General features: G+C 70.5%; 8 protein-coding genes. 6 read left to right on the top strand and 2 right to left on the bottom strand.

Going from position 1 to position 16,616, the window contains the following annotated elements; genetic code table 11:
- Positions 1-152: 152 nt before the first annotated feature.
- Entirely contained in the window at positions 153-3,749 is a 3,597-nt protein-coding gene (metH, locus tag U3653_RS14580) for a methionine synthase (RefSeq protein ID WP_195080068.1), read from the bottom strand.
- 167 nt (positions 3,750-3,916) lie between these two features.
- Here metH and U3653_RS14575 point away from each other — a divergent pair, with 167 nt between their 5' ends.
- Together U3653_RS14575 and U3653_RS14570 are read left to right on the top strand one after the other, a co-directional pair.
- Complete coding sequence (locus U3653_RS14575) at positions 3,917-4,801, top strand: PAC2 family protein (protein WP_039798445.1); 885 nt, start codon at positions 3,917-3,919, stop codon at positions 4,799-4,801.
- Between the two features lie 102 nt (positions 4,802-4,903).
- Positions 4,904-7,495, top strand: coding sequence for an AMP-binding protein (locus U3653_RS14570; protein ID WP_195080069.1), 2,592 nt, complete (start codon positions 4,904-4,906; stop codon positions 7,493-7,495).
- Here U3653_RS14570 and U3653_RS14565 read toward each other — a convergent pair.
- Positions 7,397-7,702 (bottom strand): hypothetical protein, encoded by a 306-nt coding sequence (locus U3653_RS14565; RefSeq protein WP_083887588.1) that lies wholly within the window; start codon positions 7,700-7,702, stop codon positions 7,397-7,399. The genes U3653_RS14570 and U3653_RS14565 overlap by 99 nt on opposite strands.
- Before the next feature lie 331 nt (positions 7,703-8,033).
- Between U3653_RS14565 and U3653_RS14560 the strand changes: the two genes are divergently transcribed.
- The 4 genes from U3653_RS14560 (at position 8,034) to U3653_RS14545 (ending at position 16,578) form a co-directional block, all read left to right on the top strand.
- Positions 8,034-9,173, top strand: coding sequence for an NsdA family TPR-like regulatory protein (locus U3653_RS14560; RefSeq protein WP_195080070.1), 1,140 nt, complete (start codon positions 8,034-8,036; stop codon positions 9,171-9,173).
- Between the two features lie 155 nt (positions 9,174-9,328).
- Positions 9,329-10,969, top strand: coding sequence for a TIGR02677 family protein (locus tag U3653_RS14555; protein WP_323124033.1), 1,641 nt, complete (start codon positions 9,329-9,331; stop codon positions 10,967-10,969).
- Positions 10,969-12,384 (top strand): TIGR02678 family protein, encoded by a 1,416-nt coding sequence (locus U3653_RS14550; protein ID WP_195080071.1) that lies wholly within the window; start codon positions 10,969-10,971, stop codon positions 12,382-12,384. Before U3653_RS14555 ends, U3653_RS14550 begins: the two co-directional genes overlap by 1 nt.
- A 3-nt stretch (positions 12,385-12,387) precedes the next feature.
- Positions 12,388-16,578, top strand: a complete 4,191-nt coding sequence (locus tag U3653_RS14545) for a TIGR02680 family protein (protein WP_195080072.1) — start codon at positions 12,388-12,390, stop codon at positions 16,576-16,578.
- Positions 16,579-16,616: the final 38 nt, after the last annotated feature.

The following is a 16,616-nucleotide window of genomic DNA, read 5'->3' as shown; positions in this document are numbered from 1 at the left end:
ACGCCGGCACCGGTGATCTCGCAGGTCAGCAGCGCGCGCCCACCCACGATGACGCGCCGACGAGCGCGCCGGGCGGTGCGTGACGCCGCATCCGGCCAGGTAGCGAAGGCCCTTGACGCGAGAGCATTTCGCTATGACCGGCAGGCCAAGGCTTACGCGTTGAAGTACTTCGCCTCCGGATGCAGCAGGACGAAGGCGTCCGTGGACTGCTCCGGATGCAGCTGCAGCTCCTCGGAGAGTTCGACGCCGATGCGACCGGCCTCGAGCAGGTCGACCAGTTTGGCGCGGTCCTCCAACTCCGGGCAGGCGCCGTAGCCGAAGGAGTACCGCGCGCCGCGATAGCCGAGCTTGAAGTACTCCTGCACGTCCGCCGGGTCGGAGTCGGCGACCGCGTGGCCGTCGAGGACGAGTTCCTCACGGATGCGGCGGTGCCAGTACTCGGCGAGCGCCTCGGTGAGCTGGACGCCGATGCCGTGCACCTCGAGGTAGTCGCGGTAGCTGTCGCCCGCGAACAGCTCGTTGGCGAAGTCGGCGATCGGCTGACCCATCGTGACCAGCTGGAACGGCAGCACATCCACCTGGCCGGTCGTTCGGGCGTAGTCCCGCGAACGGATGAAGTCGGCGATGCACAGGAACCGGTCGCGCTGCTGACGCGGGAAGGTGAACCGGTGCCGTTCCGGCGCGTCGGGGTCCGGTTCGGTGAGCACGATGACGTCATCGCCTTCGGACACCGCGGGGAAGTAGCCGTACACCACCGCGGCATGCTGCAACACGCCCTCGGTGCTCAACCGGTCCAGCCAGGCGCGCAGCCGCGGCCTGCCCTCGGTCTCCACCAATTCCTCGTAGCCGGGTCCGTCGCCGCCGCGCTGCCCACGCAGGCCCCACTGCCCCAGGAACAGCGCCCGCTCGTCCAGCAGACCCGAATACTCGTGCACCGCGAGGCCTTTCACCACGCGGGTGCCCCAGAACGGCGGTACCGGCACGGGCAGGTCGGCCGCGACGTCGGAGCGCTCCGGCACCACGACGGGCACCTCGGCCGCCCGGCGTTCCGCGGCGATCCGCTTGGAGCGCTCGTGGCGCGCTTTGCGCTCGGCCGCCTTCTCCCGCTCGGCGATGGCCTCGGGGCTGTCCGGGTCGAGGTCGCCGCCGCGCTTACGGGTCATGATGTCGTCCATCAGCCGCAGTCCCTCGAACGCGTCGCGCGCGTAGTGCACGTCGCCCTCGTATACGTCGGCCAGGTCGTTCTCCACGTAGGAGCGGGTGAGCGCCGCACCGCCGAGCAGCACCGGGAACTGATCGGCCACGCCTTTGGCGTTGAGCTCCTCGAGGTTCTCCTTCATCACCACGGTCGACTTGACCAGCAGCCCGGACATGCCGATGACGTCGGCCTTCTTGTCCACCGCGGCGTCCAGGATGGTGCCGATCGGCTGTTTGATGCCGAGGTTGACCACTTCGTAGCCGTTGTTCGACAGGATGATGTCGACCAGGTTCTTGCCGATGTCGTGCACGTCGCCCTTCACCGTGGCCAGCACGATGCGGCCCTTGCCGCTGTCGTCGGTGGCCTCCATGTGCGGCTCGAGGTAGGCGACGGCGGCCTTCATCACCTCGGCGGACTGCAACACGAACGGCAGCTGCATCTGTCCGGACCCGAACAGCTCGCCGACCGTCTTCATCCCGGCGAGCAGGGTCTCGTTGATGATCTGCAGCGGCGGCACCTCGGTCATCGCCGCGTCCAGGTCGGCTTCCATCCCGGCGCGTTCACCGTCGACGATGCGCCGCTCCAGCCGCTCGAACAGCGGAAGCGCGGCCAGTTCCTCCGCACGCGAGGCCTTCGACGAGGAGGTGGACACGCCTTCGAACAGGGCCATCAGTTTCTGCAGCGGGTCGTAACCCTCCGCGCGGCGGTCGTACACCAGATCCAGCGCGACCTCCCGCTGTTCCTCCGGAATGCGGCTGATCGGCAGGATCTTGGAGGCGTGCACGATCGCGGAATCCAGACCGGCCTGGACGCATTCGTGCATGAAGACCGAATTGAGCACCTGCCGGGCGGCCGGATTGAGGCCGAAGGAGATATTGGACAGGCCCAAAGTGGTCTGCACCCGAGGATGGCGGCGCTTGAGCTCGCGGATGGCCTCGATGGTCTCCAGCCCGTCGCGGCGCGACTCCTCCTGGCCGGTGCCGAGGGTGAAGGTGAGCGTGTCGATGATGATGTCGCTCTCCGCCAGCCCCCAGTTGCCGGTGATGTCGGCGATCAGCCGTTCGGCGATCTCCACCTTCTTCGCCGCGGTGCGGGCCTGGCCCTCCTCATCGATGGTCAGCGCGACCACCGCCGCGCCGTGCTCGGCCACCAGGCGCATGGTCTGCTGGAAACGCGAATCGGGACCGGCGCCGTCCTCGTAGTTCACCGAGTTGACCGCGCACCGCCCGCCGAGGTGTTCCAGCCCGGCCCGCAGCACCGGGGTCTCGGTGGAGTCGAGCATGATCGGCAACGTCGAGGCGGTGGCCAGCCTGCTCGCCAGCTCCGCCATGTCGCGGGTGCCGTCGCGGCCGACGTAGTCGACGCACAGGTCGAGCATGTGCGCGCCGTCGCGGGTCTGGTCCTTGGCGATGTCCAGGCACTTCTGCCAGTCCCCGGCGAGCATGGCCTCGCGGAACGCTTTGGAACCGTTCGCGTTCGTCCGCTCGCCGATCATCAGCACCGAGGCGTCCTGCTCGAACGGCACCGCGGTGTACATGCTGGACACGCTCGGCTCGTGCACCGGCGCGCGCCGCTCGGCGATCGGCGGCAGGGTCGGCTCCACCTCGCGCACCGCGGCGGTGACCTGGCGGATGTGCTCGGGCGTGGTCCCGCAGCAGCCGCCGACCAGGGCGAGGCCGAACTCGGTGACGAACCCGCGCAGCGCCACGGCCAGTTCCTCGGGGGTGAGCGGGTAGACCGCCCCGTCGGCGCCGAGCACGGGCAGGCCGGCGTTCGGCATCACCGAGACCGGCACCTGCGCGTGCCGCGACAGGTGGCGCAGGTGCTCGCTCATCTCGTCCGGGCCGGTCGCGCAGTTCAGGCCGATCATGTCGATGCCGAGCGGTTCCAGCGCGGTCAGCGCCGCGCCGATCTCGCTGCCGACCAGCATGGTGCCGGTGGTCTCCACCGTGACGTGCGTGATGATCGGGATCCGGCGGCCCAGCTTCGCCATCGCGCGCTTGCTGCCGGTCACCGCCGCCTTGACCTGCAGCAGGTCCTGGCAGGTCTCGATGAGGATGGCGTCGGCGCCGCCGTCCAGCATGCCGAGGGCGGCCTCGGTGTAGGCGTCGCGCAGCGCGGCGAACGGGGCGTGACCGAGCGTGGGCAGCTTGGTGCCCGGCCCCATCGAGCCGAGCACATAGCGTGGCGTACCGTCGGAGGACGGCCCCATCTCGTCGGCGACCTCGCGGGCCAGCCTGGTGCCACGCTCGGAGAGGTCGCGGATCCGGTCGGCGATGTCGTAGTCGGCGAGGTTGGGCAGGTTGCAGCCGAAGGTGTTGGTCTCGACCGCGTCGGCGCCCGCTTCGAAGTAGGCGCGGTGGATACCGCGCAGCACGTCGGGGCGGGTGTCGTTGAGGATCTCGTTACAGCCCTCCAACCCGCGGAAATCGTCCAGGGTCAGATCGGCCGCTTGCAGCATGGTGCCCATCGCACCGTCGCCGATGACGACACGGCGGCGCAGCGTGTCGAGTAGCGTGGTGTCGAACTCGGCGGGGATGGACGCAGACATGCGCTCCAGCGTAGTGGGCGGGGCCGACGATCCAGGCCACGGCGTCGCGCCTCGGTGTCCTGGACCACACGCGCCGTGCGGCGCCGCCCTGTCCGCGCGCGGAAACACGCCACCCGGTCCGGCCGTCATACGACACGCCATTTCGCCGCACGCCGTAGGCTGACCGAGTGAACGCCAGTGAAACTCCCGATCCGGAACTGCCGACGTTGCGGGATCCGGTACTGGTCGCCGCCTTCGAGGGGTGGAACGACGCCGGTGACGCGGCCAGCGGCGCCGTCGAGCATCTGGAACTGATCTGGGACGCCGAGCCGTTGGCCGAGCTCGACTCCGAGGACTACTACGACTATCAGGTCAACCGGCCGACGGTGCGTCAGGTGGACGGTGTGACCAGGGAAATCCAGTGGCCGTCGACAATGCTGTCGGTCTGCTCGCCGCCCGGCAGCGACCGCGACGTGGTCCTGCTGCGCGGCATCGAACCGAATATGCGCTGGCGCAGCTTCTGCGGCGACCTGCTGGAGTTCATCGAACAGCTCGGGGTGCAGACCGTGGTCATTCTCGGCGCGCTGCTGGCGGACACTCCGCACACCCGCCCGGTGCCGGTGACGGGCTCGGCCTACAGCAAGGAGGCGGCCGAGCGGTTCAACCTGGAACAGACCAGGTACGAGGGTCCGACCGGGATCACCGGCGTGCTGCAGGACCAGTGCGTGAAGGCGGGGGTCCCCGCGGTGTCGTTCTGGGCCGCCGTCCCGCACTATGTCTCCCAGCCGCCCAATCCGAAGGCGACCATCGCGCTGCTGCACCGGGTGGAGGACGTGCTCGACATCGAGGTGCCGCTGGGTGAGCTGCCCAAGCAGGCCGAGGACTGGGAGACCGCGGTGAACGAGATGACCGTGGGCGACGAGGAGATCAGCGAGTACGTGCGCTCGCTGGAGGAGCGCGGCGACGCGGCGGTCGACGTGAACGAGGCGATGGCCAAGATCGACGGCGACGCCATCGCGGCGGAATTCGAGAAGTACCTGCGCAGACGGGGTCCGGGCAGCTTCGGTCTCTGATCGGTTGCGCGGCGGCGCGTTCGGCGCCGCCCGCCGGGTTCACCGGAAGTTCGCCGGGGGGCCACCTCCGGGTCGGAACGACCGCCTCCTACACTTTCGCCGGTGACCGCCCATCCGATCGTCGAGCGTCTGCGCACCTTCGACGAGCGGATCGCCGTCCGGTGCCCCGACCGCGCGGGCGCGAACGGCGGCGACCGGGCCTCGGTCCCCCGGCAGGTGACCTACGCTCGGCTTGCGTCGCTCGTCGAAGCCTTCGCCACCGAACTCGGCCCCGCCCGCCGCCTCGTCGCGCTCGCCGCGCGCAACGATCTCGCCTCGCTCGTCGCCTACCTCGCAGCGCTCGACGCCGGATGCGTCGTCTTGCTGACCGAGCGGATCACTGCGGAGTTGCGGGACGCCTACGACCCGGACGTGCTCATCGAGGACGGACGCACCCGAGTGGTCCGGCAGCACTCGGCGCATCGCCTGCATCCGGATCTCGCGCTGCTGCTGAGCACCTCGGGGTCCACCGGATCGCCCAAGCTGGTCCGGCTGTCGGCGACGAACCTGCGCTCGAACGCGGCGGCCATCGCCGAGTACCTGGCCATCGGACCGGACGACTGCGCGGCCACCACCTTGCCGATGTTCTACTGCTACGGACTGTCGGTGGTGCACAGCCACCTGTGGCGTGGGGCGAGCCTCATGCTCACCGACCAGTCGGTATTGGATACCCAGTTCTGGCACGCCTTCCGGGACTGTCGCGCAACGTCGTTCGCCGCTGTTCCTTACACCATCGATCTGCTCGACCGTATCGGTTTCGCCCGCATGGACCTGCCGCACCTGCGCTATGTCACCCAGGCCGGTGGGCGGCTCGCGCCCGAGCGGGTACGGGAATACGCCGCGCTCGGCCGGGAACGCGGCTGGGAGTTCGTCGTCATGTACGGCCAGACCGAGGCCACCGCCCGGATGGCCTATCTGCCCGCGCATCTGGCCGACGCGCACCCCGACTGCATCGGAATCCCGATCCCGGGCGGTGAATTCACCCTCGAGCCGGTCGAAGAAGCCGACGACGGGGACGAATCGCGCGAACTGGTCTATCGCGGGGCCAATGTGATGATGGGGTACGCGACGTCCGCCGCCGACCTCGCACTCGGCCGTACGGTCGATGCCCTGCGCACCGGCGACCTGGCCCGGCGCACACCCGAGGGCCTGTATCAGGTGGTCGGCAGGCGTAGCCGGTTCGCCAAGATCTTCGGACTGCGCATCGATCTGGAGCGTCTCGAATCCGGGCTCGCGGAGGCCGGTTGCACGGCGTGCTGCACCGACGACGACGCCCACCTCGTCGTCGCCGTGGAGGCCTCCCGGTCCGATCCCACCGAACTCGCCGCCCGGCTGTCCGGGCTGCCCGCAGCCGCCATCCGGGTCCACTCGGTCGGACGAATCCCTCGGCTACCGAACGGCAAACCCGACTACCCCGCTATCCGCCGCTTGGCCGAAGCCGCGCCGCAGGTGCGCGACATCCGCGCCGTCTACGCCACGACGCTCGGCATAGATCCCGCGCGGATCCACCCGGACAGCACGTTCGTCGACCTCGGCGGGAACTCGCTCACCTACGTGACCACCGCGGCACGCCTGGAGCGGGCGCTCGGCCGCCTGCCCACGGACTGGCCGAACACGTCCGTAGCGGAATTGGAACGGATACCGGCGGGGCGGAGGCGTTTCGGGCGCGCGCTCGACACCGGGACGCTGCTGCGCGCGATCGGCATCGTGCTCATCGTGAGCTCGCACGCCGGAGTGTTCGTGCTCTGGGGCGCGGCGCACGTGCTGCTCGGCGTGGCCGGCTTCAACTTCGCCCGGTTCGGCGTCACCGCCGCGCCGCCTGCCGAGCGATGGCGCCACACCATGCGCGCCGTGGGATACATCGCGGTGCCCACGGCGGTCTGGGTCGCGCTGACCCTGACCCGCACCGACTATTACGGCTGGCAGAATGTCCTGTTACTGAACAAGATCCTCGGCCCGCACGACAGCGCCACCGCCGGGCACCTGTGGTTTCTCGAGGTGCTGGTGTATTTCATGCTGGCGGCCGGGCTGCTCATCCGGATTCCCCTGGTGGACCGGTGGCAGCGGGCCGAGCCGTTCTGGTTCGCGATGGCGCTGGTCGCGCTGAGCCTCGTCTTTCGATACCAGGCGTTCGGTCTGTATTCGGCGAAGGATGTTCCGTTCTCTCCGCTGGCGGTGTGGCTGTTCGCGCTCGGCTGGGCGGCGGCGAAGGCGACGTCGATGTGGCAGCGGATGACGGTCAGCGCCGTCGTACTGATCACGGTGCCCGGCTATTTCGGTGTTCCCGAGCGGGAACGGTTGATCATGGCGGGTCTGCTCGCGCTGGTGTGGTTGTCCGCGGTCCGGGTCCCCGGCGTCGTCGCCGTCTGCGCGGCGGTGCTGGCCGACGGCTCGCTGTTCGTCTATCTGTTGCACTGGCAGGTATACCCGCTGTTCGAACAGCACCGGTTGGCGGGGCTGCTCGCTTCCCTGGCAGCGGGTGTACTCGTCACCGGCGCGGTGACCGGGCTGCGACGCTGGGGGTCGGTGCGGTATCGGGCGTTTCGGTCGCGACGGTCAGCTCTCCACGGTCCACACCCGCGCCGCCGCCTCCTGAGCCAGTTTGGCGATCAGGATGTCGCGCGGAATCGTCTGGCCGGCAAAGTGATCGAGTGAGGGAACCACGACATGGTGCGCGTCCGCGCGCTTGAGCTCCGCCGTGAGCTCGGCGAAAGCCGTCCCGTCACCGCCGGTCGATTCATGGAACGTTGCGGCGAAGCACAGCCCTTCCTCCCGGGCGAGGCTGCTCATCGCGGCCTCGAGCTCCTTGCTGTGGCCGTCGGCCAGATCGTCACGCAAGTATCCATAGATCAACGCTTCCACCCGAACCTCCGTTGGATTGGGATCGCTGTTCTCTTATGTGGATCCACCCGTTTTACGGGGTATTTGCGCTTCGTGCAAGAGCAGATGTACTTGCAACTGCTCTTACAGGAGGGGCTGGCAAACTTCTGGCGCCAGTTCAAGCATGCACAACGCGGGCCGGCGAAAGTAGCTGGCAACACACGGACATCTGCCTGCCCTCTTCGGGCCACCGAACGTTAACTGGTGCGATACTACAGACGTGGCCGCTACCGACGATCGACCCGTCTGGGCAGTCCGAATGCGTTCCGAGCGTGACGCGAGGGGGTGGTCGCAAGCCGACGCTGTTCGCGTGATGCGTGGAAAGTCTTCGCACAACCTGCCGACCGACAGTACTCTCCTACGCAACTGGCGCCGTTGGGAATCGGGCGAATCACGCCCCGACGACTTCTACGCGCCCATCATCGCCGCCACCTTCGACACGGTGACCGCGGCGTTCTTTCCCAAGGCCAGGCCGAACCGGGACGACGAATTGCTCTCGGCGACCGGCATGGACACCCTCGAGTTCATCGGACGCCTCCGTATGTCGGATGTGTCCTCGGTGACCCTGGAGGCCATCCGCATCACCGCCGAACGCCTGTGCTGCGAGTACTCCTACGCCGACCCGCACGACCTGCACACCGAGGGCACCGCCTGGCTGCGCAGGATCACCTCGTTGCTGGACGGTCGCCTGACCCTCGCGCAGCATCGCGAGATCCTCGTGCTCGCCGGATGGGTGGCGCTGCTGGTCGGCTGCGTCGACTACGACCTCGGCCGGCGCACCGCCGCGGAGGCGACTCGCCGCGCCGCCCAGTCACTGGCACAGGAGGCGGAGAACATCGAGATCGCCGCATGGGCAGCGGAAATGACCGCATGGTTCGCGCTGACCCAGGGCAACTACCGCGGCGTCATCGAGACCGTTCAGCCGACGCTGGAAGTAAGCCAGCATCTGCGCGTCGGTGTGCAGCTCGCCGCCCAGCGCGCCAAAGCGTGGGCGCGGCTGGGCAATCCGCGCGAGGTGGAAGCGGCGCTCGACGAGGGCCGAGCTATCTTGCAGCGACTCGATCATCCGGCGAATCTGGACAACCATTTCGTCATCGACGCGAACAAGTTCGACTTCTACGCGATGGACTGCTGCCGGGTCGCGGGCGAGGATCGGCTCGCCGAAACCTACGCGCGGGAAGTGATCCGCAACGCCACCCGCCCGGACGGCAGCGTGCGCAATCCGATGCGGGTCTCCGAAGCGCATCTGACCCTGGCCGTGGTCGCGGTGCGCGACCGTGACCTGGAACTAGCGGTGACCGAGGGCATGCGCGCGTTCGCGGGCAGCAGGCGGTCGGTGCCCTCGCTGATGTGGATCGCGGGGGAAGTCGCGCGCGAGATCATCGAGCGGTTCCCCGGTGACCCGCGCACCCGCGCGTACCTGGATCAGTTGCGTTCGTTGTCCGTCGAGTGAGCCGACCTGCGCCGCGGTCGCGGCGAACGGTGACGAACCGGACGCGGCCACGCCGGACTCCGGAACGTCGTGCGGGTGGCGATCGGCCCGCTACTACCCTGTTCCCGGTGACCGACTCCGATGACGGCTGGGCCGACGCCCACTGGGACGACCGGCTGCGGCTGTTCTCCTTCGCCACCGCCGAGCGCCGCGCCGATTACCTCCGGGTGCTGCGCGCGTTCGACGGCGCGCGGGCGGCCTACGTGGTGCTGTTGCACGCCGACGACGTCGCGGAGTGGATCGAGCGCATCGGGAACACGCCGCACCCGGCCGAGCCGGTCGGCACAAACCAACCGGTCGCGAATACCGGGGTGGATTCGGCGCAGGCGCGTACCCGTCCACCCGAGGGCGAGCCGGAAACCGCTGCGCCGGACCCGTCCCCGGCGGCTGTCGGCCGGACCGCGGCGCCGCTGACCGCCGCGGAGATCGGCCCGCTGCTCGACCAGCTGCACCAGTGGGGCGTGCTGGAGCGCAGTTACGACGGAACCCGCGCCGCGACGCTGGCCGAATACCGCAATCGGCACTACGTGTACCAGTTCTCCCAGGCCGGTTTCCAGGCCTACCAGGCAGTCGCCGGGGTGCTCAGCGCCCGTCTCGACGAAGCATCGCTGTCGCGCTTGGTGCTGCCGGAGCTGCTGGCCGATCTGCACACTTTGGCCGAGGTCAACCGGGCGGGCGACGCCGAGCGCGTCTACCGCACGCTGCGCCGTCTCGACACCGCGCTGTCGGACCTGGCCGCGCGCGCCGCGCACTTCTATCTGGGACTCGGCGACCTGGTCCGCACCACGGAGATCACGCCGGAATCGTTTCTCGCGCACAAGGACGCGCTGCTGGCGCACATGCGGGAATTCAGCCTCGACCTGGCCCGGTTCACCCCCCGGCTGGCCGCGGCGATCGCCGAGATCGAGGAGACCGGCGTCGAGGACCTGATCGTCCGCGCGGCGCGCTGCGACGAGCGGGTGCTGCTGAGCGTCGAGGAACGCCGGTCGGATTGGCAGGCCAGGTGGGACGGACTGCGGACCTGGTTCGTGGCCTCCGGCGGCGGTGACCAGGCGGGGGCGACGGAAGCCGAACGGCTGCGCGAGGCCACCATGAGCGCCATCGCCGCGGTGCTGTCGTTGCTGCGGCGGGTCACCGAGACGCGCCGCGGCGGGGTCAGCCGGGAGTCGGCGCTGCGGCATCTGGCCGGCTGGTTCACCGCGGCGCCCACCGTGGACAGCGCCCACGCGCTGTTCGACGCGGTGTTCGGGCTCGGCAAACCGCGGCACCTGGCGATGGAGCACCCGGACGCCGACGTGATCCCGGCGATTCGATCCTGGTGGGACGCACCGCCGTTGGAGATCTCGCGCACGCTCGCCGAGACCGGGCGCCCGCCCTCGGCCGGGGCGCCCGCCCGTATCCACCGCAACGACGCGGGCATCCGGCGTCTGCGCTCGGCGCAGTTGGACGCGCAGCGGGCCCGCGCCGAGGCCGCCAGGTCGCTGGCCTCCGGCGACGTGCACGAACGTGTGCTCGACGACCGGGAGACCGAAGTGCTGCTGCGGCTGCTGGACGCCGCCTCGACCGCGTGGGTTCCGGTGCGGGGCCGGGTGGCGGGCACCACCGGTTCCGACAGCGGCGTCACCCTGACGGTGTCCGAGCACGACGGTCCGACCGTCGTGCGCACCACCCGCGGGCTGCTGCGATTGAACAACCGCTCGCTGAAGATCGAGCAGACGACCGGGGCACGGTCACGCCCGCACGGGGAGCGGCCCTGATGCACGCACGCACCATCGATGCGCTCACGCTGGACAATTATCAACGCGCCGCCCGGGTGATCCTGGCCAATCACCTGGTGACCCGCACCTATCCGGACCGGATCGCACTGCCGCTGATCCGCCGCTGGGCCACCGAGTTGCGCGAGGACCTGGCCGAATTGTTCGGCTACCGACTGGAAGTCACCGAGACCACCGCGCGGGTCTTCCCGGTCATCGACCGCTTGGACACGGGCAGGCCCGCACGCACACCTGCCGAGCGAGTCTTCGACCGCCGCCGCTACGCCTACCTCGCCCTCGCGCTCGCCGCGCTGGGGCGCGCCGGGGATCAGATCACGCTGTCGGAGCTGGCCGATCAGGTCGCCGCCTACGCCAACCGGGTGGATGGACTGGAACTGGCCACCGACCGGGCCGCCGACCGCGACGCGTTCGTCGACGCGGTGGGCTGGCTGACCGTCCGCGGCGCGCTCAGCCTGGCCGACGGCGACGCGGGCGGCTGGGCCAGCGATCCGGAGGCGGGCGAGGCGCTCTACGACATCGACCGGCCGGTGGTCTTCGCGCTGTTCCGGCCGCCCCGCGCGCTGCAACATCTGCACGGTGTGCGCGGGTTGCTCACCGAAGAGCCCATGGTCGCCGGAGCTTCCGCGCACGCGACGACCACCGCCGAGATCGCGCGGCGGGTGCGCAGGGCGCTGGTCGAGCAGCCGGTGGTGTACGCCGACGATCTCGCGCCCGAGGAGCGTCCGGTGCTCGCTCAGGAGCGGGTAGTCGCGGAAGTCGAGCTGTTCACCGGGCTGCGCGCCGAACGCCGCGCGGAGGGCGTGGCGCTGATCGACACCTCGGGACGGCTGTCGGACGTCCGCTTTCCGGGGACCGGGACGCTCGCGCAGGTCGCCTTGCTGCTGGCCGGCGAGATCGCCGACCGCGTGCTCGACATCGATCACCCGGTGCCGCGCCGCCGCGCCGTCCCGGAGACGGATGCCGCGCTCGCCGGCCAGCTCGACGAAGCCATCCCCGAATCCACGCTGTTCGCGCCGCTCGCCGAGCCGGATTCGACCCGCTCCGAACCCGACCCGGCGACCGACGCCCCGGAGCAGCCGGATCCGGCTGTCGCATCCGGCTATCCCCTGATCGATCAGGCATGGCTGGACGAGACGGTGCGGGCGCTGGCCGATCGCTACGGCACGACCTTCGCCGCGCAATGGCAGGCCGACGTTGCGCGCCTCACCACCGAGGTGGTGGCGCTGCTGCAACGGCTGCGGCTGGTCCGGGTGGTCGAGGACGGACTGCTCGTGCTGCCCGCACTGGCCCGCTACCGTGGCGCGGTCGTCACCGTCCGCACCAAGCGGGCCGCGGAACTGTTCGTCACCGCGGCCGACACCTACGGGCCCGGCGGCGCCGGGACGGAAGGGAACTGACGAATGTCGCTCATTCACGGCGGAGTGCGGTTCACCCCGACCCGCGCCGGGATCGTCAACCTGTGGGACTACCGCGACCAGGAGTTCTGTTTCGCGGACGGCAGATTGGTGCTGCGCGGGCCGAACGGATCGGGCAAGACCAAGGCTCTGGAGGTGCTGTTCCCGTTCGTCCTGGACGGACGGATCGAGCCGCGCAGGCTGAACCCGTTCGCCGGCGAGGAACGCACGATGAAGTCGAACCTGCTCTACCGCAAGCAGGACTCGGCCTACTCCTATGTCTGGATGGAGTTCGCGCGCGGTCGCTGGGAGGATCCCGAGGCGGTCACCGTCGGCATCGGCATGCGCGCCACCCGATCCTCGGACAAGGTGACCCGCTGGTATTTCGTCGCCGACGGCCGGGTGGGGATCGACTTCTCCCTGATCGGCCCGGACGATCGCCCGTTCACCCGCAAGCAGTTGGCCGAGCAGATCGGCTCCGACTCGATCGTCGACCGGCCGGTGGACTATCGCAACGCGATCGACGCGCGCATGTTCGGCCTCGGAGCGCAACGCTACGACCAGCTGATCAATCTGATCCTCACGCTGCGCCGCCCGCAGCTGGCCAAGAACCTGGACCCGCGCGGCCTGTCGCAGGCGCTCACCGACGGCCTGCGCCCGCTCGACGAGCAATTGATCCTCGACGCCGCCCGCTCGTTCAGCGATATGGAGGAGGTCGGCCGCACCCTGGAGGGTCTCGTGCACGCCGACACGGCGACCAGGGCGTTCGTCGAGGTGTATCGCAAATACCTTGCGGTGCAAGCCAAGACGGACGTCGACCAGGTGCGGGCCCGGCTCGACGCGGTGACCCACGCGAGCACCGCGCTGTTCGCCGCCACAGCGCTGCGCGAGCGCAGGGAGACCGAGCGCGCCGCGGCGGAGGCGAGAGCCGAGGACGCCGACCGAGCCTACGAGCAGGCCATCGCCGATCGGGAGAACCTCCAACGTTCCAGCGCCTACGAGGGCAAACAGCAGCTCGAGGATCTCGCCGACGCGGTGCGACGGCTGGAGACCTCGGCCGGTGTGCACGCCGACAAGGCGCTCAAGTCCCGCCAGACCCTCGACCAGCGGACCCAGGAGGCCGAGCGCGCGCGCACCGCGCTGCGCACCGCCGCCGCCGCGCTCGCCCGCGGCGAGGACGACCTGCGCGCCGCCGCCGAGGAAGCGGGGATCGCGTGGACGCCGCTGCCGGAGTCGGCGCGGGCCGAGCAGCTCACCGCGGCGGTGCGCGGGCACGCCGAGGAGCGCGACGCCGACGTGCGCGCCGTGCGCAAGGCGGTGGGCGCGGTGGACACGGCCGCCGCCGAACGCACCAGGGCCGAGCGGCTGGCCGAGCGCGCGCGGGAACTGCGGGACGCCGCCGCGGCGGAGGTCGCCCACGCCGAAGCGGCGGTCGCCTTGGCCCGCTCCGAGGCGGCGGCCGCGTTGCGGGCTTGGTGGGACGAGCACCGCGCGATCTACACCCCCGTACGCACCGGACTGTTGGAAGCGCTGAATTCGGCGCTGGCCGAGGCCGGTTCGGATGCCCCCACGGTGGCCGAGGTGCTGGCCGAACGCACCGAACCCCTGCTCGAGGAGATCCGCACCCGCCGCCGAGAGGCTCGCGCGGCGGTGGCCGCGGCCACCGCGCGCATCGAGGAACTGACCGCCGAACTCGAGCGAGTCGCGGCCCGGCGGGACGACGCGCCGCCGGCCTTCGCGGGCCGCTGCGGCCGGACCGGTGACCGGCCCGGCGCGGCACTGTGGCGGCTGGTGCGCTTCGCCGAGGAGGTGCCACCCGAGACCGCGGCAGGCATCGAGGCCGCGTTGCAGGCCGCGAATCTGCTGGACGCCTGGGTCTGCCCGGAAGGCGAGCTGCCGCCGGACTACGAATCCGATCAGTTCCTGGTCCCGCTGCCCGAATCGGAACGCCCGACCGGTCGCACGCTCGCCGACGTACTGGTCGTGGAAGACGATTCGGACACGCTGGCGGTGCCACGGCAGGTCGTGGCCGGTGTGCTCGCTTCCATCGCTCTGCACGAGGGCGCGGGCGAGCCCAGCGGTGTGGTGGCGATCGGAGTGAACGGGGCGTTCCGGCAGGGCGTGCAGATCGGCCGCCACCGCAAGACCGACGCCGAGTTCATCGGCGCCACCGCGCGCGCCAGGCGCCGCGAGATCCGCTCGGCCGAGTTGACCGCGGCTGTGGCGGCCGCCGAGCAGGACCGCGCCGCCGCCGAACAGCAGGAGGCCGCCGCCGACGCCGAACTGGCCCGAATCTCCGCCGCCGCCAAGGCGCTCGCGCGCCCGACCGCGGTGACCGCCGCATTGCGCGCGGTGTCGGAGGCCGCGGGCGTGCTGCGATCGCGCGCGGAGGCCGCCACCCAGGCCGAGCGCGATCTCGACCAGGCGGTCGCGGAAGTGTCGGCCGCGGAGAAGAAACTGCGCGCGGCCGCCACCGCACACCGCACACCGCGCACCGCCAGGGAGATCGACGCGCTGGCCGCGGCCATCCGGCATTTCGAGAACACGGGCACGGGATTGCTGCGGCTGCGCGGCGACCACGAACGCGAACGGGAGCGCGAACGCGAGGCCGACGACCGCTTGACCGAGGCCGCCGACCTGGCCGAGGCGTTCGCGGAGGAGGCCGAGGCCGCGCGCACCGGATACGAGGAGCAGCTGCGCAAGCTCGAGACCCTGCGCGAGGCGCTCGGCGCGGGCGCCGCCGACATCGACCGGGAGTTGGAGCAGGCCCGGCAGCGGATCGAGGCGACCAAGGCCGAGCAGAAGGCCGCGCGCAAGGCCGCCAACCAGGCCATCGAGGCGGTCGGCGACGCCGAGGCCGCCTACCGCACCGCGCACGAGTCGCTGGCCACCGCGCTCACCGAGGTGCTGGCCGAGGTGCGAGCCCTCGCGCCGTACGCCCAGCCGGATCTGCTGACGCTGCTCGGCGCCCCCGCCGACGGACGCTGGCCGAGCAGCGACGCCGCGTGGTCGACGCCCGAGCAACTGCTGTACCGGATCGCGACGGCAGGGCCGGAGGCGACACCGGTGGTGCTGCCCGACGAAGTCGCCGCGCTGTTCGGCAACCTCAGCGCGGCCACCGCAGCGGTGCGCGCGAGCGAGGCGACCCGCAAGTCCACGCGCACAGCGGTGACGGCGGCGTTGCAGGAGTTCGACGCGGCGTTGGCCGGGTCGGGCCGCGACTACCGGCTGCAGTGGGACGCCGCCGACGGCTTGACCGTCGTCCAGGTGCACGACGAGCACGGGGTCTCCGCACTGGCCGACTTCGCCGCGCGCATCGACGCCGCGCGCCGCGATCAGGAACTGCTGCTCACCGACGCCGAGCGGCGCATCCTCGAAGACGCCCTGCTCACCGGCCTGGCCCAGCAGATCCACGAACGCACCAGCGACGCACGCGATCTCATCGCCAGGATGGGCGCGGAGATGAAGCAGCGGCGGATGTCGTCGGGCAACACCATCGGCGTGCACTGGGTGCTCGCCGACAGCCTGTCCGACGCGGCGCGGGCGATGTGCAAGCTGCTCGACCGGGATGCCTCGGCGCTGACGGCGGAGGATCTGGCGGCGATCCGTGCGCATTTCGCCGCCGAGATCAGGGCGGCACGGGCCGCGCACCCGGAGCGCTCCTACCCCGAGATCCTTGCCACGACCCTGGACTACCGCACCTGGCGGGTGTTCTCGTTCACCTTGATCTCCGCCGACGGCAGCGAGGACAAGCTCACCGTGGCCAGGCACAGCGCGCTGTCCGGCGGTGAGCAGTCGGTGTCGCTGCACCTGCCGCTGTTCGCCGCGGCGCACGTCATGCTCGATTCGGCCGATCCGCAGGCCCCGCGCCTGCTGGCGCTGGACGAGGCGTTCGCCGGTGTCGACGACAACGGCCGCAGCGAATTGCTCGGCCTGAGCGTGCAATTCGACCTCGACCTGTTCATGACCGGCTACGACCTGTGGATCACCTACCCGCATGTCCCGGCCTGCGCACACTACGACCTGGCGCACTCCGCGGCGGAGAACACCGTCAGCGCGACCCTGCTGGTGTGGGACAGCGGCGACCTGCTCGCCGAACACGACGGCACCGATCTGACCACCGCGCTCGGCTCCCCCGATCGCCGCAGGCTGCCCACCACGATCGAAGGCGCGCTGGAACTCACACCGGTGACCTAGCAGTTGTCTGGGGCGGGTAGCTCACCGGCACACTCCGG

Source organism: Nocardia implantans (assembly GCF_035544775.1).
GTDB lineage: Bacteria > Actinomycetota > Actinomycetes > Mycobacteriales > Mycobacteriaceae > Nocardia > Nocardia implantans.
This window is presented reverse-complemented; position numbering and strand designations above follow the sequence as displayed.